Annotated in this window: 16 protein-coding genes and 4 pseudogenes; 11 read left to right on the forward strand and 9 right to left on the reverse strand. The window is 64.7% G+C overall.

Annotated features, from left to right (window positions below; translation table 11 throughout):
* Positions 1-18: 18 nt before the first annotated feature.
* The 5 genes and pseudogenes from BM43_RS30425 to BM43_RS30450 form a co-directional block, all read right to left on the reverse strand.
* A protein-coding gene (locus BM43_RS30425; protein WP_370448974.1) for an IS3 family transposase occupies positions 19-1,148 on the reverse strand; the annotation gives its coding sequence in 2 pieces (ribosomal slippage) (positions 19-887 and positions 887-1,148; 1,131 coding nt in all).
* Positions 1,149-1,330: 182 nt separating this feature from the next.
* On the reverse strand, positions 1,331-2,491 hold the full coding sequence (locus BM43_RS30435; protein ID WP_036051976.1) for an L-talarate/galactarate dehydratase: 1,161 nt from the start codon (positions 2,489-2,491) through the stop codon (positions 1,331-1,333).
* A 162-nt stretch (positions 2,492-2,653) separates the two neighbouring features.
* A pseudogene (locus BM43_RS30440) lies at positions 2,654-3,532 on the reverse strand (amidohydrolase family protein).
* A gap of 68 nt (positions 3,533-3,600) precedes the next feature.
* The gene (locus BM43_RS30445) at positions 3,601-4,854 is read right to left on the reverse strand and encodes an MFS transporter (RefSeq protein ID WP_036051975.1); all 1,254 of its coding nucleotides are present in this window, start codon (positions 4,852-4,854) and stop codon (positions 3,601-3,603) included.
* Positions 4,855-4,902: 48 nt separating this feature from the next.
* Positions 4,903-6,189, reverse strand: a complete 1,287-nt coding sequence (locus BM43_RS30450; RefSeq protein ID WP_042286871.1) for an MFS transporter — start codon at positions 6,187-6,189, stop codon at positions 4,903-4,905.
* Between the two features lie 285 nt (positions 6,190-6,474).
* On the opposite strand from BM43_RS30450, the gene BM43_RS30455 reads away from it, so the two are divergent.
* From BM43_RS30455 to BM43_RS39545, 3 genes and pseudogenes are all read left to right on the forward strand, one after another.
* Positions 6,475-7,518 carry a LacI family DNA-binding transcriptional regulator gene (locus BM43_RS30455; RefSeq protein WP_036051973.1) on the forward strand — a complete coding sequence of 348 codons (1,044 nt, stop codon included), beginning with the start codon at positions 6,475-6,477 and terminating at the stop codon, positions 7,516-7,518.
* Positions 7,519-7,641: 123 nt separating this feature from the next.
* A pseudogene (locus BM43_RS30460) lies at positions 7,642-7,985 on the forward strand (ATP-binding protein).
* 89 nt (positions 7,986-8,074) lie between these two features.
* Positions 8,075-8,179 (forward strand): annotated as a pseudogene (locus tag BM43_RS39545) (transposase domain-containing protein); the annotation flags it as partial.
* A 692-nt stretch (positions 8,180-8,871) separates the two neighbouring features.
* On the opposite strand, the gene BM43_RS30465 reads toward BM43_RS39545, so the two are convergent.
* Positions 8,872-9,435, reverse strand: a complete 564-nt coding sequence (locus BM43_RS30465; RefSeq protein ID WP_036053583.1) for a GNAT family N-acetyltransferase — start codon at positions 9,433-9,435, stop codon at positions 8,872-8,874.
* 376 nt (positions 9,436-9,811) lie between these two features.
* Here BM43_RS30465 and BM43_RS39550 point away from each other — a divergent pair, with 376 nt between their 5' ends.
* Complete coding sequence (locus BM43_RS39550; protein ID WP_052710578.1) at positions 9,812-10,132, forward strand: hypothetical protein; 321 nt, start codon at positions 9,812-9,814, stop codon at positions 10,130-10,132.
* Between the two features lie 360 nt (positions 10,133-10,492).
* Here BM43_RS39550 and BM43_RS30475 read toward each other — a convergent pair.
* From BM43_RS30475 to BM43_RS30485, 3 genes and pseudogenes are all read right to left on the reverse strand, one after another.
* Positions 10,493-10,633 (reverse strand): annotated as a pseudogene (locus BM43_RS30475) (PhnA domain-containing protein); the annotation flags it as partial.
* Between the two features lie 283 nt (positions 10,634-10,916).
* Entirely contained in the window at positions 10,917-12,128 is a 1,212-nt protein-coding gene (locus BM43_RS30480; protein WP_036051970.1) for an MFS transporter, read from the reverse strand.
* 76 nt (positions 12,129-12,204) lie between these two features.
* On the reverse strand, positions 12,205-13,314 hold the full coding sequence (locus tag BM43_RS30485) for an alkene reductase (protein ID WP_036051969.1): 1,110 nt from the start codon (positions 13,312-13,314) through the stop codon (positions 12,205-12,207).
* Between the two features lie 325 nt (positions 13,315-13,639).
* Here BM43_RS30485 and BM43_RS30490 point away from each other — a divergent pair, with 325 nt between their 5' ends.
* The 7 genes from BM43_RS30490 (at position 13,640) to BM43_RS30525 (ending at position 21,312) form a co-directional block, all read left to right on the forward strand.
* The gene (locus BM43_RS30490) at positions 13,640-14,629 is read left to right on the forward strand and encodes a zinc-dependent alcohol dehydrogenase family protein (RefSeq protein WP_036051968.1); all 990 of its coding nucleotides are present in this window, start codon (positions 13,640-13,642) and stop codon (positions 14,627-14,629) included.
* 17 nt (positions 14,630-14,646) lie between these two features.
* Positions 14,647-15,294, forward strand: a complete 648-nt coding sequence (locus tag BM43_RS30495) for a flavin reductase family protein (RefSeq protein WP_036051967.1) — start codon at positions 14,647-14,649, stop codon at positions 15,292-15,294.
* Positions 15,291-16,427 carry a Gfo/Idh/MocA family protein gene (locus tag BM43_RS30500; RefSeq protein WP_230676287.1) on the forward strand — a complete coding sequence of 379 codons (1,137 nt, stop codon included), beginning with the start codon at positions 15,291-15,293 and terminating at the stop codon, positions 16,425-16,427. The genes BM43_RS30495 and BM43_RS30500 overlap by 4 nt, the downstream gene beginning before the upstream one ends.
* 56 nt (positions 16,428-16,483) lie before the next feature.
* Positions 16,484-17,392, forward strand: a complete 909-nt coding sequence (locus BM43_RS30505) for a LysR family transcriptional regulator (protein WP_036051966.1) — start codon at positions 16,484-16,486, stop codon at positions 17,390-17,392.
* 721 nt (positions 17,393-18,113) lie between these two features.
* Positions 18,114-19,013: a LysR substrate-binding domain-containing protein gene (locus BM43_RS30515; RefSeq protein ID WP_036051964.1), complete on the forward strand. Its 900-nt coding sequence runs from the start codon at positions 18,114-18,116 to the stop codon at positions 19,011-19,013.
* A gap of 149 nt (positions 19,014-19,162) precedes the next feature.
* Positions 19,163-19,912, forward strand: coding sequence for an SDR family NAD(P)-dependent oxidoreductase (locus tag BM43_RS30520; protein WP_036051963.1), 750 nt, complete (start codon positions 19,163-19,165; stop codon positions 19,910-19,912).
* Positions 19,913-19,986: 74 nt separating this feature from the next.
* Positions 19,987-21,312, forward strand: a complete 1,326-nt coding sequence (locus tag BM43_RS30525) for an MFS transporter (RefSeq protein ID WP_036051962.1) — start codon at positions 19,987-19,989, stop codon at positions 21,310-21,312.
* Positions 21,313-21,315: the final 3 nt, after the last annotated feature.

Here is a 21,315-nt window from a genome sequence, read left to right on the forward strand (position 1 = left end):
GGGTTTTCCAGACCAACCCTAGCGCGAGTTTTCCGGCGTTTCGGGCCCGATGGGGCCCGGCAAAAGCGCCAGCTGACGGGCGAATTCAGCCGGCGCCAAGTCTTTGAGAGCCGAGTGAGGACGGCTCTCGTTGTAGTCCCGCCGCCATGCCTCGATTATCGCTTTGGCTTCGCCCAACGTCTCGAACCAATGTAGGTTCAAGCATTCGTCCCGGAATGATCCGTTAAAGGTCTCAATGTGGCAATTGTCCGTCGGTTTGCCCGGTCGGCTGAAGTCGATTTTGGCCCGATGGTGATACGCCCACATGTCGAGCAGCCGCCCGGAAAATTCACTGCCGTTGTCCACGAACACATGCCGTGGGGCGCCGCGTCGAGCCACGATGCGATTGAGTGCCGATACCACGTGCTCGCCCTTTAGACGCTGTCCGACCTCGATGGCCAGGGCCTCCTTGGTGAATACGTCCACCACGGTCAAGGTACGGAATTTCGAACCATCAGCCAGTTGGTCAGCCACGAAATCCATGCTCCAGGCATCGTTCGGTTTGACTGGCACGATCTTCGCCATCCGGGTCACGACCATCTTGCGACGCTTCGGCAATTTCGAGCGCAACTGCAGTTGTTCCTCGCAATACAGCCTGTAGGCTTGGTTCCTGCCCAACTGCCAACCTTCGCGGCGCAACAGCACGTGGACGCGCCGATAACCATATCGCACCCGGGTGTACGCAATCTCGCGCATGCGCGAACGCAGCTCGGGACGGGGATCCTTGACGCTTCGGTAGTACTGGACGCTACGTGGTTGCTTCAAGAGCCGGCAGGCCCGCCTCATCGTCAATCCGTAGTGGCTCACCACATAGGCCACCACGTCTCGCCTCAGCGCGGGCCGGGCCACTTTTTTGAAGCCACGTCCTGCAGGATCGCCTTGTCCAGGCTCAGCTCCGCAACCAGCTTCTTCAGTCGAGCGTTCTCGTCTTGCAACTGCTTGAGCTCGCGTACCTGATCCGATTGCATGCCTGCGTACTGCTTCTTCCAGCGATAAAACGTCTGCTCCGAAATACCGACCTGGCGGATCAGATCCGCCACCGGCATCCCCAGTTCCGCTTGCTTCAGTACCGCCACAATCTGTTCGATCGAAAAGCGCTTGCGTTTCATGGCAAACCACCTCCTGGTTCAGGGTCAAGTTTGCCGCAAAACTCGCTCTCGGATTGGCCCAGGATTCCTAACGCAGATCAGGCCGGTATGACGGTGTCCTTTCGGCCAAGAGCGGACTTTGGACACAGCCTCGGCCATGAAGAGACATGCAACCGGGCCCCCTGAAGTGTCGACGACCCGCCTTATCCCCGCTGCCCAAACTCCGCTTCCTGCGCCGTCCATCCCGCCACCCGCTCGCTCAACGTCAACCCGAGCCCCGGCCGCGTCGGCACGATCATCCGCCCGTCGCGCGTCTCGAGCTTCTCGTTGAACAGCGGTTCGAGCCATTCGAAGTGTTCGACCCACGGCTCGCGCGAGTACGCCGCCGCCAGATGCACATGCAGTTCCATCGCGAAGTGCGGCGCGAGCATCATGCCGGCGTGCTCGGCCAGCGTGGCCACCTTCAGGAACGGCGTGACGCCGCCCACGCGCGGCGCGTCGGGCATCAGGTAATCGGCGCCGCGCTGGCGGATGAATTCCCAGTGCTCGGACACGCTCGTCAGCATCTCGCCAGTGGCGATCGGCGTGTCGAACTGCGCGGCGAGCGCGGCGTGGCCTTCGGCGTCGTAGCAGTCGAGCGGCTCCTCGATCCAGATCAGGTCAAATTGTTCGAACGTGCGGCACATGCGTTGCGCGGTCGGGCGGTCCCATTGCTGGTTTGCGTCGACCATCAGTGGGAACGTGTCGCCCAACTGCTTGCGCACGGTCGAGACGCGATGGATGTCGAGCGTGCAGTCGGGCTGGCCGACCTTCAGCTTGATACCGCCGATGCCCTTCTCGCGCGAGATTTCGGTGTTCACAAGCAGTTGATCGAGCGGCGTATGCAGGAAGCCGCCCGAGGTGTTGTAGCAGCGCACCGAATCGCGCTGCGCGCCGAGCAGCTTGGCCAGCGACAGGTTCGCGCGCTTCGCCTTCAGATCCCACAGCGCCACATCGAACGCGCCGATCGCCTGCGCCGCCATCCCGCTGCGGCCCACTGATGCGCCGGCCCAGGCGAGCTTGTCCCACAGCCGCGCGATGTCGTTCGGATCTTCTTCGAGCAGCACCGGCGCGATTTCCTTCGCATGTGCGAACTGGCCCGGCCCGCCGGCACGCTTCGAATAGCTGAAACCGAGGCCGCGGTGGCCGTCGGCCGTCTCGATCTCGACGAACAGGATCGCGATTTCGGTCATCGGCTTCTGGCGGCCGGTCAGCACCTTCGCGTCGCTGATCGGATTGGCGAGCGGCAGGAACGTCGAGGCGATCCGAATCCACTTGATGCGGTCGTTCGATGCTTGCGGCGTGAGCGGCTTGACGGTGTTCATGAGCAGGGTCCTTGACTTAGGCTTGAAGGCCGCAAGCGCATGGTGCGCGCGACCCGAATTGAGTGATTGCGCAATCATTCTAGCAAAGACTGATTGCGCAATCATCGGCGTTAACACCGAAGGCGAATCGAAGCGGCCGAAATGACCGACACAGCGCGTCGGCTACAGGCCGAACGGCCAGATCCGCTGCACGGTGCGATGCCAGATTTCCTGGCGATCCTCGAAAGGCATGAAGTCGAGATGATCGCGATAGAGCGCGATCGCTCGCGCATACGACAGGTGGGGCAGGCACACCGGATGATCGGTGCCCCACATCAGGCGCTTCGGCCCGAATGCGTCGTACACCTGCTTGAGCAGCGCGAACGCGTCGGCCTACGGAAACGCCTGCTTCGATAGAGACCACAGATGCGAGATCTTCACGAAGACGTTCGGAAAGCGCGCCAGCGCGAGCAGGTCGCGAATCTGGTCGGTGCGTCCGGGTGGGGTGTCGGCCATGTGATCGATGACCACGGCGAGATCGGGATGGCGATCGATCAGCGCGGCGATCTGCGGCAGGCGCCCAGGCACGGTCAGCACGTTCATCGGCACCTTCAGCGCCTCGCAGCGCGCCCACAGCGGCGCCATCAACGGGCCGCCGAGCCAGTCGCTCTCGGCGCTCGCGAACGGGCTGATGCGCACGCCGCGAAAGCCCTGTTCGGTCAGCGCATCGACATGGTCTGGCGCGGCCGGATCGGCCGGATCGACACGCGCCACGCCGTGGAACCGGCCGGGATATCGCTTGAGCACGTTGGCCAGATAGCGGTTGTCCCAGCGATAGTGGATCACCTGGATCAGCACGGTGCGCGCGATGCCGTGCCCGTCCATCATCCGGATCAGGCGCTCGGCGCTTGCGTCAACCCCGGGCGGCACCTGCGCGCCGGCCGCGAACGGGTAGGCCGGATCCGAGGCCCAGACATGCACGTGCGAATCGATCAGGAGCGGCGGTTCAATGGAGGGGAGCGTCATGGTGCGCGGGGTCTCGGCAAGGCAGAAAAGGCGCATCCGCGCGGCACCGGCCGGCGTGCGGACGGGGAGGCGGCATAGCGCGCGATCGAGCGGTCGCGCCGGGTTTATCGCGCGGTGGAGACGGCCGCCTCGGCGCCGCACGAGCCGATCCGGCCCGACGCGTGACGCTCGTAGATCAGCAGGGCGACGCCACCCATCAAGGCCAGCACGCCGAGCAGCACGAAGCCGACGATGAACGAGCCGGTCGCGGCCTTGGTCATGCCGACTAGAAAGCCGGCCAGCGTGTCGCCGCCGCCCGCGCCGATGCCGTTCATGATGCCGGCCGCCGAGCCCACCGCCTCGGGTGCCACCGAAGCCTGCAGGATCGACCAGATGTTGGGCGTGTAGCTGCTCGCGAAATAGCCGAGCGCTAGTGTGATCAGCGCGAGCTTGCCGTAGCCGCTCGTCACGACCGGCAGCAGCATCAGCAGCACGCCCGGCAGCAGCAGGGCGCTGGCCGCGATCCGGATGCGCTTGCCGGTGCGGTCGCTGATGCGCGACATGAAGGGCGCCAGCACCACGGCGGCCAGATATGGCAGCGCGCTGGCGATGCCCTGCTCCGCGCCGGTGATGCCGATCGACTTGACGGCCAGCGGAATCCACAGCGTGATGCCCCAGAACAGCATGCCCTGCATCACGTAGCTGAACAGGATCAGGTAAAACGACGGGCCGCCGAGCACCGCGAGCGTCAGCTTCGGCGCTGTGCTGCCGCGCTTGGGCGGCGGATACGGCGCCGCCGACTGCGGCTTCAGCATCGCGAGATAGAGCGGCACGATCACCAGCAGGCCGAGGCCGCCCGCGATGTAGAACAGCACGCGCCAGCCGAACGCGTCGTACAGCGGCGTGAGCAGCATGAAGCCGATGCCGAGCGCGAGGAACTGGCCGTAATACTGGATCACGGCGTTGGCCTTGGTGCGCTCGTTCGGCGCGAACCAGGCGGTCGCGAAGCGCGATTGCTGCGGCCAGTAGATGCCTTCGCCGATCCCTAGCAGTACGCGGCAGATCAGCAGTACGGCGATCGAATTCGTCATCCCGACGTAACACGTCGCCACCGACCACAGCGCGAACGTCCACGCCGCCACGTATTTCGGGTCCCAGCGCCGGGTCAGGATGCCGCCGATCACGTTGGCCACGGCATAGCCGATCAGGAACGCCGTCAGCGCCCAGCTGGCCGTGGCCGCCATGTTCGGGGCGGCGAAACCGAAGTCCTTCGCGATCGAGGGCAGCGCCACCGACAGCGCGATCCGGTCGAGATACGCGACGAACAGGCCGGCCAGCAGGCTGCCGCCGATGCGTGTCCATTTGTGCGATGCGTTCATGTGTGTCTCCTGCTTCGTTGATCGGCGCCTGCCGTGTTGTGCGTGGTGTTATCCGTGCGCGACGGCGGCGTCGCGTGTCTGCGATCCGGCATCGTCGAGCTCGATACGTTCCAGCTTGCCGACGATCAGAAGATAGGACAGCGCACCGAGCAGGGACAGCGCGGCGATGTAGGTCAGCGCGACCTCGAACGAGCCGGTGAGCTTGATCATCGCGCCGATCGCCAGCGGCGTGACGATGCTGGCGAGGTTGCCGCACAGGTTGAAGATGCCGCCGCTGATGCCCATCGCGTGCTTCGGCGAGACGTCGCCGACGATGCACCAGCCGAGGTTGCCGACGCCCTTGGCGAAGAACGCGAGCGACATCACACCAATCACGAGCGCAGTCGAATGAACGTAGTTGGCGGCCACGATCGAGCACGACAGAACGAGCCCGGTGATGATCGGCGTCTTGCGCGCGGCCGACAGGCTGAAGCCGCGCTTGAGCATCCAGTCCGACCAGGCGCCGCCGGCCAGGCCGCCGATGCAGCCGGCGATCGCCGGGATCGAGGCCACCAGCCCCACCTTCAGGATCGACATGCCTTTCGCCTCGATCAGATAGGTCGGGAACCAGGTCAGGAAGAACCACGTGATCGAGGTCAGGCAGAACTGGCCGATGTAGATACCGACCATCATCCGGTGCGCGGCGATTGCCTTCACCTGGCGCCAGCTGAACGGGCGCGGGCTGTCGCCCATCTTCGGTAGCCCGCCGCCGGCTTCGATGTAGGCCAGCTCGGCGGCGTTCACGCGATGGTCGCGCTGCGGCTCGCGCACCACCTTCAGCCACCAGAGGCCGATCAGTACGCCCACCGCGCCCGTCGTGTAGAACACGTAGTGCCAGCCCCAGGCGCTGACCGTGTAGGTCATGATCGGCGTGAACACCGCCAGCGCGAAATACTGCGCGAGCTGGAACACCGAGGTCGCGAAGCCGCGCTCGGCGCTCGGGAACCACATCACCGTCAGCCGGCTGTTGCACGGGAAGGCCGGCGATTCGGCGATCCCCATCAGGAAGCGCAGGGCGAACAGGGCCGCGAACGCCGATGCGAACAGATGCACGTAACCCTGCATGAACGTCAGCACCGACCAGACGATCAGGCTCACGCCGAGCACGAGACGCGCGCCGAAGCGGTCGAGCAGCAGGCCGCCCGGAATCTGCATGCTGGTATAGGCCCAGCCGAACGCGGAGAACGCGACGCCCATCGTCAGCGCGTCGAAGCCGAGGTCGTGGCGCATGCTCGGCGCGGCGATCGACAGCGTCGCGCGGTCGACGTAGTTGAAGGTCGTGACGATGAAGATCATCGCCAAGGTGAGCCAGCGCACCTTGGTGCGCCGGGATGTGTCGGGTCGTGCGGCCACGCCTGCCTCCTGAAGTGGATCGGTCGGACGAATCGCAGTGGGCTTTCCGTGTCGACGCGTCAACGTATTTTTTGACGATCATACAGTGATTGCGCAATCATTCAATTGATTTTGGTTGCGCAATCACTGTCGTTTACACTGAGGCGGGATTCGTCGGTCGCCGGTCTGGCGAACGCGGATCGTGTTCTAATCCCTCCGCATGAACAGGACGGGGAGGAGAGTCAACAGATGAAGAAGAAAGACGTGCGCGCCGCGCCGGTCGACAGCGCGGCGTCGGGGCATAGCGTGACCCTGATCGACGTAGCGCGGGTGGCCGGCGTCGCGCCGATGACGGTGTCGCGCGCGCTGAACCGTCCCGAGCTGGTGCGCGCCGATACGCAGAAGAAGGTGCTCGACGCCGTGCGCGCCACCGGCTACGTGCCGAACCTGCTGGCGGGTGGCCTCGCCAGCAATCGCAGCCGTTTGGTCGCGATCCTCGTGCCCACCATCACCAATTCGATTTTCGCGGATACCGTGCAGGCGATCATGGACGGCCTGTCGCGCTTCGGCTACCAGACGCTGCTGGGCCTGACCGCCTATTCGACGCAGCGCGAGGAAGAACTCGTCGAAGCGATTCTCGGTCGCCGACCCGACGGCATCGTTCTGGCCGGCACGCTGCACAGCAAGGCGACGGTCGAGCGGCTGTCGAAGGCGAAATTGCCGGTAGTGGAAATCTGGGATCTGACCAGCAAGCCGATCGACATGGTGATCGGCTTTTCGCACGAGAAGGTTGGCAAGGAAGTCGCGCGCCATCTGGTCGGCAAGGGCTATCGCTCGTTCGGCGTGGTGTCGGTGGACGACCCGCGCGGCCTGCGTCGCCTGAAAAGCCTCAAGGCGGAACTGGCGGTGCTCGGCATGGCCGAGCCCGCCGTGGCCGTGATGCCGGCGCCGGCCACGTTGCAGGCGGGGCGGGAAGGGGCGGGGCGGCTGCTCGAGGCGGTGAAGCCCGACGTGATTGTCTGCAGCTCCGACACGCTCGCGCAGGGCGTGCTGGCCGAAGCGGCCAGCCGCGGCCTGCGCGTGCCGGCCGATCTGGCGGTGATGGGATTCGGCGATCTGAGCACGGCCGCGCAGGTGTTTCCTGCGTTGTCCACCGTGCGCATCGACGGCGCGGCGATCGGCACGAGCACGGCCGAGGCGCTGCTCGCGCGCTTCAACGACGCCGGCGACGCGGCGGCCGCCGCCGTGAGGATCGACAAGGGATTCACGATCGTGGAGCGGCAGAGCGCCTGAGACGTGACGTTCGCGGCTCTCCCGGCTTCCTGCGAAATCAGCCCGGCGCCCAGCCTGGCAACGCGCCCACCGCCGCCACCGAAATCTCCCCCGATCGCTCATGTGCCGCTTCCAGCAGCGAGCATGCGAGCGCGCCATCGCCACGCTGTGCGGCGGCGACGAGCGCGATGTGCTCGGCTTGCCTATCTGCCTATCTGCCTATCTGCCTATCTGCCGTTCGGGCGCGAGGAGGCGAATCTGTTCTTCAATGTGGTAGTAAAACGCTATGAATGCGGTGCCATCGTGCTGACCGCAACCTGCCGTTCACGCAGTGGGCGGCGGCGTTCGCCGACGACCAGACACTCACGGCCGCGATGCTCGACCGGCTCTCGCATCACGCTCATATCGTGCAAATCAGCGGCGAGAGCTACCGGCTCAAGGACAAGCGCAAGGTAGGGCAGGGCAGACAGGGACGCCGGCGAGTGTGAAAACCACCGCGTGATACAGAGCCCGGGTGGGCCGGATTGACTTCGGCGAATCGCCGAAAGGTGGGGCAGTATTCAGTCGGCGTCGACAGGTTCAGTCGGCCAAGATGAACGACCACGATCCCTACGCCTATCTCAAGGACGTCCTTGCACGGCTGCCGGTGCGTCCGGCAGCTCGGCTCGACGAACTCTTACCCGGAGCTGGAAATCAGAACCGGCCTAACCACCGGATGGGTTCACCGGACGCTCACGAGGCACCCGCCCGAACCAGTGGATGTAAATCGAAAATTGGCTGGATAGGGGCGCGAGGCATTCGAGGTGCTGCGGCCGACGACGATGGTCGGCCGTTCATGCCGCCGGCATCATTCCAAAGCCGACTAAATGCGGGACGTCAGGCCCAAATCGGCTTCGCGGACACGAGGGCGGTCGGCATCGCAGTCGAGTGATCTGCAAGTCATCCAGTACACGGCGGACGATACGATCAGCCCGATCACCATGCCGATATCGATGTTGCCCAACAAGCTCGCGAAGGGCGCCGTGCGACGAGTCAAGGGTGAAGCGCGGGGTGGGGCGGGCCGCGCGCGCCTCGGCTCGACGCACGGCAAAGCCATGGTCGCGGGAAGGTGACGGCGAACGGGGTACGGCGATGGTGCGGAAAGGGAGGCCCTGAGCTGAATGCATGAGGGGCATTCGTCCGAGCCGCGATCGCGGCGAGGCTGGATTCGACGCGTGGGAGGTCGGCCAGGTTGCCACGATGCAGGCTGGCGAAGACCATATTCGAAACGACAGGGCGCCTGGACGGTTGGTGTGCTCGGCCCTCGACCGCTCGCCGGCGAGCGGCCCGCCGCTGGCCGCGCTGACGGGGCGGCGGCACCGGCTGGACCTGTGTCTAATGCGGAGCCAATCGTGCGATTAGCGCCGGTAGATCGGTCCACGTAACGCGTCGCACCGGCAGGATGACGTTCGCGCCGGGAAAGGTATCGGTGAATGGGGCCGACTCGTTGCCTCCGATACGCCGGTAGAACTCTCGCGCCTGCGTATTGCCATCGAGTACGTAAAGGTAAAGCGGCCGCCCTGGCCAGCTTTCGATCGCGCGGGCGGCGCACTGTGCAAGCAGCCGCTTGCCAAGGCCGCAGCCCTGGAACGCGGGAAGGACGTGTAGGTTGTCGAGGTAGACGCCGTATTCCGGTTCCGACGCCGGCCTGAGACAGCTGAAGCCTGCAGGCGCGCCATCGACGCGACCGAGCGAGATCTCTAGCGGTCCGTCAGCACCTTCGAGCAGGCGGGCCCGCCACGTGACGCGACGCTCGGCCGGAGCCTGATGCATCAAGTAGTCGGCCGGTAGCAGCCCGGCATACGCGTGCTGCCAACTGAGGGTATGGATGTCAGCTATTGTGTCAACGAAGCATTCGTCGTAGGGACCGGCAATGAGAGGAAGATCGATGCGAGGCATAGGGAAGCTCTTGAAGGCGACTTTTGCATTCTGCCGCATTGCAGGGCTTACCGGCAGCGATTGATCGTGACCAGCGTGCTGCTGAGCGCCCATCTCCTAGGCCGCTCCGTCGATGTACCGCAGCCCGGGCGAGGGTCGCAGGGCGCGGGTGCGGAGGCTGGTGCCGTCCGCGGCCTGGGTCCGGTGCTGGGCGGCACCGCCACACGAGGTCGACGTTCCGATGAACCGCTCGCCGGCGGTCGTCCGGGTTGGGCCGAGGAGTTGCTGCCAAGCCAACACGGTGCGCTCTGGACGGTCGATTTTTGAGGAGGCCACGTTCAGCGTGCGTTTTCACACAGCCTCGGCCAGAAGCGGCCGGTCGACGAATCGAGATGAATTGGCGACAATCGTCATCCAATCGCATTGTGAGCCGTCGCGTATTAACTTGACCAGAACAGTGGTGGTTGAAAATTCGGGTTCGGGGACAAGCTGGCTTTCGGAGCAGTTTGCAATCTTGCTCGGCGGTGCCTGGGCGGATTTTGCCCTGCTCAACTGGGAGCCAGGCGGCTACAACCTGGCCAGGAAGCGAGAGGAAGTCATCTCAATGGCGCGTGTCGCGGCCGCCGAAGAGTGTTGGGTAATCGAAGGCATCTATGGCTGGATTGTTTCAGAGATTCTGCCGGCCGCGTCTGCACTTGTCTGGATAGATGTGGATTAAGCTGAATGTGTCGCGAACATCCACCAACGTGGAATGCGACGTGGCGCGGATGCGCAGTCGTTCGCAGAATTGCTGGGTTGGGCCGAGTCGTACTGCTCTCGTTCAGGATCGAGTTCGTATGGCGCGCACAAGGCGATATACAACGCGTTTGAGGGACCAAAGGCACGCCTGAAATCCAGAGTCCAGGTTACTGCCTTCGCTAGCAGCTTCGCCTGAGGATGCCGCCTCAACCCAAGCGGACAGTGGCTCGATCGACGACCGACATTGTTCGGTGGGGCGACGTGTAGCGCTCGGATGCCGGACGGCTCGCGGACGTAGTCTATCGGCCAACAGCCGTCATTGATGCACCATTCCACGTGGTCACGCCTTCTTGACGAATTCCGATTTCAGGCTCATGGCACCAAAGCCATCGATCTTGCAATCGATATCGTGGTCACTGTCCACCAGCCGGACATTTTTTACCTCGGTGCCCATCTTGATCACGCCAGCTGAATCCTTCACGTTGGTCATCCTGCCCCGCTCACCACGTCACCATGTTGAGCGTCCGCTTTCGGGATGCCTGACCGTCGGCTTTGGGTCGTTCGGAGCCATTGACGCCGCGCGGCGCTGCTCCCGCACGCCCACAGTGGGGAATTCAGTTTGACGAGCGGCCGGCCAACGGGCGCCCTCGTCGATCAGCGCCGCTGGCGCCGAGGTTCTGCAGTTGGATCGGGGCGCGCCCTGAGGCGGGTCTAGGCGGCCTTTGGAGAACAGACCTGCACGCTAACGCAAACGTGCCGCACATTCATTCCTGAGGCAAGACGGCTACCGCGCGTCGCGGAGTCCCGAAGGTCGCGAGCACCGCCAGCCCCGCCGCGCATAGCAGCACGCCGAGATGCATCGCGCCTGCAGCGCCCACGCAATCGAAGGCGACGCCGCCGGCAACCGCGCCCGCCGCGATCGCCGTCTGTACCGCACTCACGAACAGTGCCGACGCCGCTTCGGCCTGTCCGGGCAACGTCGACTGCATCCAGACACTGAGGCCGAGCGGAATCGCGCCGTACGCGACGCCCCACACCAGCACGACCGCGACGACCGCGCCCGCCGTGTGTGCGAACGCCGGCAGCAGGACAAGCGAAGCGATAACGAGCGCGCCCATCGTGAGGATCGATGCGCGCGGATGCGACGTCACGTAAGCCGAGGCGACGAAGTTCGACACGAAGCCGACGACGCCGAAGCCGAGCAATAGCGCGCTCACGCGGGCGGCATCGAAAGAGGCATCGTCTTCGAGAAAGGGGGCAACGTAGGTGTAGGCGCAAAAGTGCGCGCCGAACAGCAGCGCGACGAGCGCGAGACTGCGCAGCACCGGGCCGCGCGCCAGCATGCGCACGAAATCCGCGCCAAGCGCCGCCACGCGCGGCGGCAACGGCGGCAGCAACAACGCCTGCGACAGCAACGCGGCGAACGCGAGCGCCGCCGTCAGGAAGAACGACATGCGCCACGACGACACGTCCGCGATATACGTGCCGAACGGCACGCCGACGACCGTCGCGAGCGTGATGCCCATGAAGATCGTCGCACTGGCCCGGGCGCTTTCCTTTTCCGCGACGATCTGCCCGGACACGCCGAGCGCCACCGTCCAGAATCCCCCCAGCGCAAGGCCGAGCAGCACACGTCCGGTGAGCATCGTCGTGAAATTCGTCGCGAGCGCGCTGAGCACGTTGGACGCGATGAGTGCGATCGACAGCAATAGCAGAATCAGTCGACGGTTCACGCGGCCTGCCGCGAGCAGCAGCAGGGGCGCGGAGAAGGCTGCGATAATGCCCGGCGTCGTGGTCATCAGCCCGGCGGTGCCGGGCGTAATGGCGAGATCGCGCGCGATGGCCGGCAGCACGCCCACCGGCATGTATTCGGTCGTTACGAACGCGAATGCGCCGAGCGCGATGGAAAGCACCGCGAGCCACCGCGTCCGTGCGGCCGTGCGCGAATCTGCGGGCGAGGTCCGATCGATATCCATGAGTAGTCTCGTCGTCGAATGGCGAAAGAAAACGGGGCGGCGCTGTCACGCCGCCGCGCGCGTGAGGCACGGCTTCTCAGGCTACGACGGCGGTTTCGCGATAGAACGGGTAATCCGTATAGCCGATTTCCGTGCCGCCAAAGAACGTCGGGCGGTCATACAGGTTGAGCGGCAGATGCTTGCGCAGCCGCTCAGGAAGATCCGGATTCGCGATGAAGTGACGTCCGAACGCGACCAGATCGGCATCGCCGGACTGGAGAATGGCTTCCGCGCTGTCGCCGTCGAAGCCGCCCGCCACGATGATCGGACCGCGAAAGCGTGCGCGTAGCGATTGCGCCGCGACCGGGTGCTGGTCGCGCGTATCGTCCTCGACGTTGCCGGCGATGCGCGGCTCGATCAGATGCAGATAGGCGATGCCGAGCTTGTCGAGTTCATCGGCGACATAGCCGAACAGCGCTTGTGGATCGCTATCCGACATGTCGCCCCATGAACCGCTCGGGCCGAGGCGCACCGCGACCTTGTCCGCGCCCCACACCGAGATCACGGCGCGCGTCGTGTCGAGCAGAAGACGCGCGCGGTTCTCGATCGGGCCGCCGTATTCGTCGGTACGCCGGTTGCTGCCGTCCTGAAGAAACTGGTCGAACAGATAGCCATTCGCCGCGTGCAGCTCGACGCCGTCGAAGCCCGCCCTCAGGCCGCGCGCCGCGGCCAGCCGGAAACTTTCGACGATGCCCGCGATCTCGTCCGTGCGCAGCGCGCGGTTGGGCGTATTGGGCACCCAGCCCGATTCTGTATAAGCGACGCCGTCATGCGCGATCTCCGACGGCCCCACGGGCTGCCCGCCGTCTGGCTGCAACTGGGCATTCGATTGGCGTCCCGCGTGATAGAGCTGAAGGAAGATGCGCCCGCCTTTGGCATGCACGGCATTCGTGACAGCCTTCCAGCCCTCGATCTGGCTGTCATTGTAGAGGCCAGGCGCGCCGAGGTAGCCGTTGCCTTCGGGCGCGGCGATGGTCGCTTCGCCAATCAGCAGCGCGCCGGGCGAGGTGCGTTGGGCGTAGTATTCGGCCATCAGCGGGCCTGGGCGTGCGCCGTCTTCGGCACGCATGCAGGTGAGCGGCGCGAGCACGACACGATGTGTGAATTCATATGAACCGACTTTCACCGGTGAAAAAAGCGTGGACATTTCGATTTCCTAGAGCTGTGGTATCAGGGATGGAATTGCTGCCGGCGCCATGAGCGGCGACGCTTGAGGCCAATGTAGGCGGATGCCGCCGGGAAAAAAACCGCCCGCGCGTCGCGACACTGCGGAAGTGCGCGTCCGCAATGGCTCGCGGCCCGGCTGGCGTGGCTCGGCGCCGATGAAACGACATTGTTTGGCCGCGAAGAACAGTCAGTTCGCTGTATTCCGATTTATTGCGTCGATGGCCGTTCCGATAATTCGAGCCACGTCGAGGCGTGCCGCATCAGCGCACGTCTCGTCCACTCAAATCGACCGGAAGGAATACATCATGGCAAGAATCATCACCTTTGCGAGGCATGGCGGCCCCGACGTCTTCGAGTACACCGAGGCCGGCGACCTTACGCCCGCGGTGAACGAAGTGCGTATTCGCGTGAAGGCCATCGGCCTGAATCGCGCCGAATCGATGTGGCGGCGCGGCGCCTATGTCGAGGCCGCGAAGCTGCCCGCACGCGTGGGCTACGAGGCGTCGGGCATTGTCGATGCGATCGGCGCGGACGTCACGCACGTCGCAGTCGGCGACGCGGTGTCCACCGTGCCTTCGTTTTCGATGAACGATTACGGCATGTATGGCGAATGCGTGCTCGCGCCCGCGCACTCGGTGGTCAGAAGCCCCGCGTGGCTTTCGCACGAACTCGCGGTCGCGATCTGGAACGTGTTCGTGACACCCTACGCGGCCTTCACGGAAGATGCCCGCCTGAAACAGGGCGATGTCGTGCTCATCCCAGCGGCGTCGAGCGGCGTGGGCATTGGCGCGATCCAGGTCGCGAAGCAACTCGGCGCGACGGCGGTGGCGCTCACGCGAACGTCCGCGAAGCGCGACGCACTTCTCGAACTCGGTGCGGATCACGTGATCGTGACGGACGAAGAGAATCTCGTCGATGCGGTCATGCGCATCACAGGAGGGCGCGGCGCGGATCTCGTCTTCGATCCGGTCGGAGGAAAGACGCTCGCGCGGCTGGTCGACGCAACGCGGGCAGGCGGCATTATCCTGCTGTACGGCGCACTGAGTACCGACGAAACGGTACTGCCGGTGCTGCCGCTGCTGTCCAAACGCATCACCGTGCACGGCTACAACCTGTTCTCGACGACAACTGATCCGCAACGCCAGCGCGAAGCCGCGTCGTTCATCTTCGATGGATTGCGCTCGGGTGCGCTGCGCACGGTGATCGCGCAGCGGTTTGCCTTCGAGCGCATGGCCGATGCACACGCGCTGCTCGAACGCAACGAGCATTTCGGGCGTATCGTGGTGACGGTCTGACGCGCGAGGAGAGCGACATGCAATTTGATTTTGAATCGATTGATGCCTGGGCGCGCTACAAGCTGCTCGGCGCGGCCATCACGCCACGGCCAATCGCGTGGGTATCGACGCTCGGCGAAAATGGCGAGCCGAACGCCGCGCCGTTTTCATTTTTCAACGCCTTCGGCGAAGACCCGCCGATCGTCGGGTTCAGCATCCTGCATCGTTCGGAGCGTGACAGAAAGGATACGGGCGAGAACGTGCGCCGCGAGCGCGAGTTCGTCGTCAATCTCGTCGGTGAGTCGAATCTGGCGGCGATGAACGTCACCGCGATCGACTTTCCTCCGCAGCGCAGCGAGTTCGCGGAAGCCGGGCTCGTCGCGGCGCCGTCGAGCGTGATCCGCACGCCGCGTATCGCCGCGAGTCCGGTGTCGTTCGAATGCCGGCTGTTCGACATCATCGCGCTCGGGCCGTCGCGCTCACTCGTGTTGGGGCGGATCGTCGCGATGCATGTCGACGACGACGCGGTCATCGACGCCGAACGCGCTTACATCGACACGCGCAAGCTGCGTCTGATTGGACGCGGCGAAGCGAATACCTATGTCCGGACGCACGACGTGGTCCGGCTCCCCGCGATTCCCTTGCAGGACTGGGACGCGCACGCCACACACGGAGGTCCACGATGACGCTTGTACTTGCACGACACGAAGCACCGTTGCGCGTGGGCGTGATCGGCGTCGGCAACTGGGCGCGGCATGGTCATTTGCGCGTGCTCGATCTGCTGCCGCAGTACGCGTTGCAGACCGTGTATAGCCATCGACGCGAGGCGGCCGAGGCGGCCTCGCGCGAATATCGGATCGCGCGCGTCGCGGCGTCGATCGACGAACTCGTCGAGAGCGGCGATATCGATCTCGTCGTCGTGCTCAACACCGCGCCGCAACACGCGCAGACCGTGAGGCGCGCGATCACGGCGGGCAAGAACGTGTACTGCGAATGGCCGCTCACAACCACGCTCGCGGAATCCGAAGAGCTTCTGCGCCTCGCCGACGCGCGCGGCGTGCGTCATGTCGTCGGATTGCAGCGCAGGCGCGCGCCGCATAACCGCTATGTGCGCGATCTCATCGGCGACGGTTATGTCGGCGAACTGCGCTCGGTGCGCATGCACGTGAGCATGAATTACTTTCAGGCGATGCGAACCCGCGCGCTCGAATGGACGGTGCCCCCGGAAAACTTCTCGTCGGTTGTATCGATTTACGGCGGGCATTTTCTCGACATGCTGTTCGCGTCGACGGGCTGGCCGGTGTCGATCGCTGCGCTCACGCCCAATCAGTTTCCCGAGGTCACGATCCGGGAGACTGGCGTGTCGATGCCGACATCGACGCCCGACCAGCTCGTGCTCGCCGGCATGCTCGAGCGCAATGCGGTGTTGTCGGTGCATATCGAAGGCGGCAAGCGCAATGGCTCGGGTGTACAGATCGACATCACGGGCACGCAGGGCGATCTGCGCGTGACCAACGTGTCTGCGTTCGGCGACGCCGGCGACGACTACGTGATCCATGGCGCGCATGGCGACAAGGCGCCGCTCGAACGTCTCGCGGTGCCGGCGCGTTATTATCGCTTGCCGGCGTCGAGCCTGCCTTCGTCGGTGTTGGTGGGCCTACGCCCACGACGTGCGACACGGCACGCGCAGCGCTCCCACGTTCGCCGATGCCGTGAAGATGCATCGCCTCATCGACGACGCGCAGGCGTCGTACGCGGCACGGCGCTTCATTGCCGTGCGGACATCGTCATGAGCGCATTCGGGAGAACATCGCGATGAAACAATCGAGTTCCGCCGTGCGTCCGCCCGTTGCCCACGCGGGCGGCGGCGGGACGATGGATCATATGAGCGCCATGGTCGTCTTCACTCGTGCGGCGGAAACGCTGAGCTTCGCGGAAGCGGGACGGCAACTGGGGCTTTCTCCATCGGCGATCGGCAAGGCGATCGCGCGGCTGGAGACGCGGCTCGCGGTGCGGCTCTTTCATCGCAGCACACGCAGCGTGCGTCTGACGAGCGAAGGCGAGCTGTTTCTCTCGCGCTGCCAGCGCATTCTCGGCGAGATCGAGCAGGCCGAAGTCGAACTGGCGCTATCGCGCGCGAGTCCGTCGGGCAAGCTGCGCGTGAGCATTCCGCTCGTCGGCATGTTGCTGATGCCAGTGCTGTCCGCGTTCATGCAGCGCTATCCCGAGGTGCAGATCGATATCGATTTCAGCGATCATATCGTCGATGTCATCGAGGAAGGATTCGATGTCGTGCTGCGCACCGGCGACGCGCTCGATTCGCAACTCACAATGCGCACGCTGGGCCATTACACGCATGTGATCGTCGCTTCGCCGGCCTATCTGAAGCGGCATGGCATGCCAGCTCGACCGGAAGATCTGGCCGCCCACGCCTGCCTTCAGCATCGTTTCCCGCGCACCGGGCGATTACGGCGCTGGGCGTTGATGCGCGACGGCGCGCCCGTCGAGGTCGTACTGCCGTCGACGGCGGTGGCGAGTGCGGTCGAGCCGCTCATCGCGATGGCGGAACGAGGGCTCGGACTTACCAACGTGCCGGATTTCGCGGTGCGCAAGCAACTAGCCGACGGCTCGCTCGTAACAGTGCTGGACGCGTTCCTGCACGACCAGATTCCGTTTTGCGCGCTCTGGCCGTCGGGACGCATGATGCCGCCAAAAGTGCGGGCGTTTGTGGACTTCCTGAGCGAGCATCTTTTCCCGCAACCGACGGAGGGCGACCAGCCGTGAAGCAACGCGCGAAAAGGCGTGAGCCTGTCCTCTTCGCGCGTCAACGGTCAGAACCTTGCCGTTGGCGAATGCGGAGCTGCCGGTGCAGTACCTGACCAACGCTTTGCGCCGTATTGCTCTTGAAGCGTTTGAACGAGCGCGCGTTGCGCACACTATGGCGCTCTTGGCACTGACCTGCGCCATCCGCGCCGCATGCTGGCTACGCTGCGCGGCGTCCCAAAGGCCCCGCCGCGCACAGAGCTAGCCCGCCTGCGAAGCTGCTGGCCCTTCGCAGGCGTCGAGCGCCTCGCAATGCGCGTCGTACACGATCCGCAAGCGCGGAGGCACCGACAGGCGCCGCGTAAGATAGACGTAGATCGTCGAGGGCGCGGGCTGCAAGTCCTCCAACAGCGGCACCAGCCGGCCCTCGCGCCGATGCGGCAAGGCCAGGTGGCCCGATAACTGACCTATGCCTATGACCGGGCGTATCGCTATGGAGAGGTGACTGAGTCAAACGGAGGTTCCGTACACCGGGTGGATGCTGCTGCGAGCGTTCCTGGGAAGTTGACATTGCTGTTCGCAACTCTGGGCTCGGTGAAAAACGTTGTTTTGATCTACAGTTACCGGAGGTCCTCCGCCAGGCAAGAATTGGCCTGTAAAATAATGGGCTGGCTTTGCTTGTGCGATCGCCCGAGCGCGACATCGCTTCGCTTGCGTTCGGCAAATTTCTCAAGACTCCCACATGCGTATCCCTCCGCTCAAGGCAATCATTGCGTTCGAAAGCGTGGCCCGGACCAAAAGTGTCAACCGTGCGGCAGAAGAATTGGGCCTGACCGCGTCCGCCGTAAGCCACCAGCTCAGCAACCTCGAATCGCAGATCGGCCAGCCGTTGTTTCAGCGATTAGGACGCGGATTAGTCCTCACGCCGACCGGCGAACGCTATCTGGCCGACGTGACAGGCTCGCTGGCCGACCTGAGCCGCGCGACCGAGCGTGCGTCGAGCCGCAACGAAGTCGATATCCTGCGCGTGCATTCGAGCCCAAGCTTCGGGCTGATGTGGCTACTGCCGCGTCTGTCGTCGTTTCAGGAGGCGAACGGCGATATCCAGCTGAACCTCGCGTGCTCTTACGAAAACGTGTCGTTCTCGAACGGCTTCTACGACGTCGACGTCCGGCACGGCTACGGCAACTGGGACAACCTCGAGGTCCGGACCGTGCGCGGCGAATTCATCGCGCCGCTCGCGTCGCCGCACTATCTCGAACGGCATCCGGTGAACGCGCCGGAAGACCTGCTCACGCACCGGCTCATCTACTCCGAAACCCCGCTGGTCCAGTGGAAGCAGTGGTTCGGACGGACCGGCGTGCCGCTGGCGGCCCGGAAGACCTTCGATTTTTCATTCGACCGGTCGTACATGTCGCTCGAAACCGCTGCGCTCGGCCTCGGCATCGCGCTCGAAAGCCTGATGCTCGCGTCGGGGAAGATTCGCGAAGGGCTGCTGGTACCGGTGTTCGACGCGAGCCATGCGGTGGAAGTCGGCGCGCATCATCTCGTATACCCGCGGCAGAATGCGGAATTGCCGCGCGTGAAGCGTTTCCTAGCGTGGATCGAGCGGGAGGCCACGGCGCGCGGCGCGGCAGGCTGAGCGGCGAGGCCGCGATTTTGCGTTGCAGCATCGGCGCCGCCGCGCGCCGTCATCTGAATTTTTCTCACCTATGGCTGAGCGTTTCCGCGTTGATGCGGGCGTCCGGTGAGCCGACACTCCGGAGAACACATCAACACAGGAGACAAGCGATGTTGCTCGACAACCGGACCATCATCGTGACCGGCGCCGCGTCGCCGCGCGGGATCGGCAAGGCGACGGCCCGCGCGCTGGCCGCGCACGGCGCACGCGTGGCGATCCTCGACCTGCGCCGCGACGACGCCGAATCGGCTGCCGCTGAACTCGGGTCCGGCCATCTTGGCCTTGCCTGTGACGTGACCGACCGCGATGCATGCGCGGCGGCCGCCCGCGCGACGTTGGAGTACTTCGGCCGTATCGACGGCCTCGTCAACAACGCCGGCATCACGCAGCCCGTGCGCACGCTCGATATCTCGGCGCGCGACTACGATGCAATCGTCGACGTGAACCTGCGCGGCACGCTGTACATGTCGCAAGCCGTGCTGCCCGCGATGAAAGAGCAGCGCGGCGGCAGCATCGTCTGCATGTCGTCGGTCTCCGCGCAACGCGGCGGCGGCATCTTCGGCGGCCCGCACTACAGCGCCGCCAAGGCCGGCGTGCTCGGCCTCGCGAAGGCGATGGCGCGCGAATTCGGCGCCGACCGGATCCGCGTCAATTCGATTACGCCCGGCCTGATCCAGACCGACATCACCGGCGACAAGCTGACGCCCGACATGCGCGAGGACATCATCAAGGGCATTCCGCTTGGCCGGCTCGGCGAGGCCGCGGACGTCGCCCATGCATGCCTGTTCCTACTGAGCGACCTGTCGAGCTACCTGACAGGCGTCACGCTCGACGTCAATGGCGGGATGCTGATTCACTAAGAACGGCGCCGCCCGATACGCGGCGCCGACCATCATGCACCCGGGACAACCAGGGGCCATGGCAGGAGACAAGGATGAGAGCAAAGTACCCCGCATCGCTGGTCCAGGGCGAGCCTCTGCAACGGGAGGACGCGCAGACGTTCGAAGCGGCGACCTACGCGAAGGTCGCGCGCCGGCTGATCCCGTTCCTGATGTTGTGCTACCTCGGCGCGTATCTAGACCGCGTCAACGTCGGCTTCGCGAAACTTCAGATGCTCAACGATCTGCGTTTCAGCGAGACGGTCTACGGGATGGGCGCCGGCATCTTCTTCCTCGGCTATTTCCTGTTCGAGGTGCCGAGCAACCTGATCCTGCATCGCGTCGGCGCGCGCCGCTGGCTCGCGCGCATCATGCTGACCTGGGCGGTGATCTCGGCGAGCTTCGTGTTCGTCAAGTCGCCCACCTTGTTCTACGTGCTGCGATTTCTGCTCGGCGTCGCCGAAGCCGGCTTCGCTCCAGGCGTGATCCTCTACCTCACGTACTGGTTCCCGTCGGCGCGGCGCGCGAAGGCGCTGTCGCTGTTCTTCATGGCGATTCCCCTCGCCGGGATCATCGGCGGGCCGCTGTCGGGCACGATCATGCATTCGCTGCACGGCACGATGTCAATGCCGGGCTGGAAGTGGCTGTTTCTGCTCGAGGCGCTGCCTTCGTTCGTGCTGGGTTTCGCGATCCTGCTGTATCTCGACGACGGCATTGCCGGCGCGAAATGGCTGACCGACTCCGAAAAGGCCTTGCTCGCGCGCAACGTGTCGGCCGATGCCGCGCACACCACCGCTCACGTGTCGATTCGGACTTTCGCCGCGGACCGCCGCCTGTGGTTGATGGCCGCGATTTACTTCTGCGTGGTTCTCGGGCAGTACGGCCTCACGTTCTGGCTACCGACGATCATTCGCAAGGCGGGCGTCGCTGATCCGCTGTGGGTCGGTTTGTTCACCGCGGTTCCGTATGCCTGCGCGATCGTCGCGCTGCCGCTGATCGGCATCAGCGCGGATCGTCGACGCGAGCGCCGCTTCCATCTCGCGGTGCCGATGCTGGTCGCGGCGGCGGGCTTTGCCACGTTGCCACTGCTCGGCAGCGTTGGTGCGTCGATCGTCTGCCTGAGCATCGCGTCCGCTGGCATCCTCGCGTCGTCGTCGCAGTTCTGGTCGCTGCCAACCGCGTTGCTTGGCGGGATGTCGGCGGCAGCGGGCATCGCCGCGGTCAACTGCTTTGCGAACTTAGCGGGCTTCTTCTCGCCGGCGATCGTCGGCTGGCTGAACGACCTGACCCGCAAGTCCACTGCGGGGCTACTCTTCATCTCCGTCGCGATCACGGTCGGCGCACTGCTGGTGTTCTTCGTGCCCCGATCCGTCAATCGCTGATTC

This window comes from Burkholderia gladioli, assembly GCF_000959725.1.
GTDB lineage: Bacteria > Pseudomonadota > Gammaproteobacteria > Burkholderiales > Burkholderiaceae > Burkholderia > Burkholderia gladioli.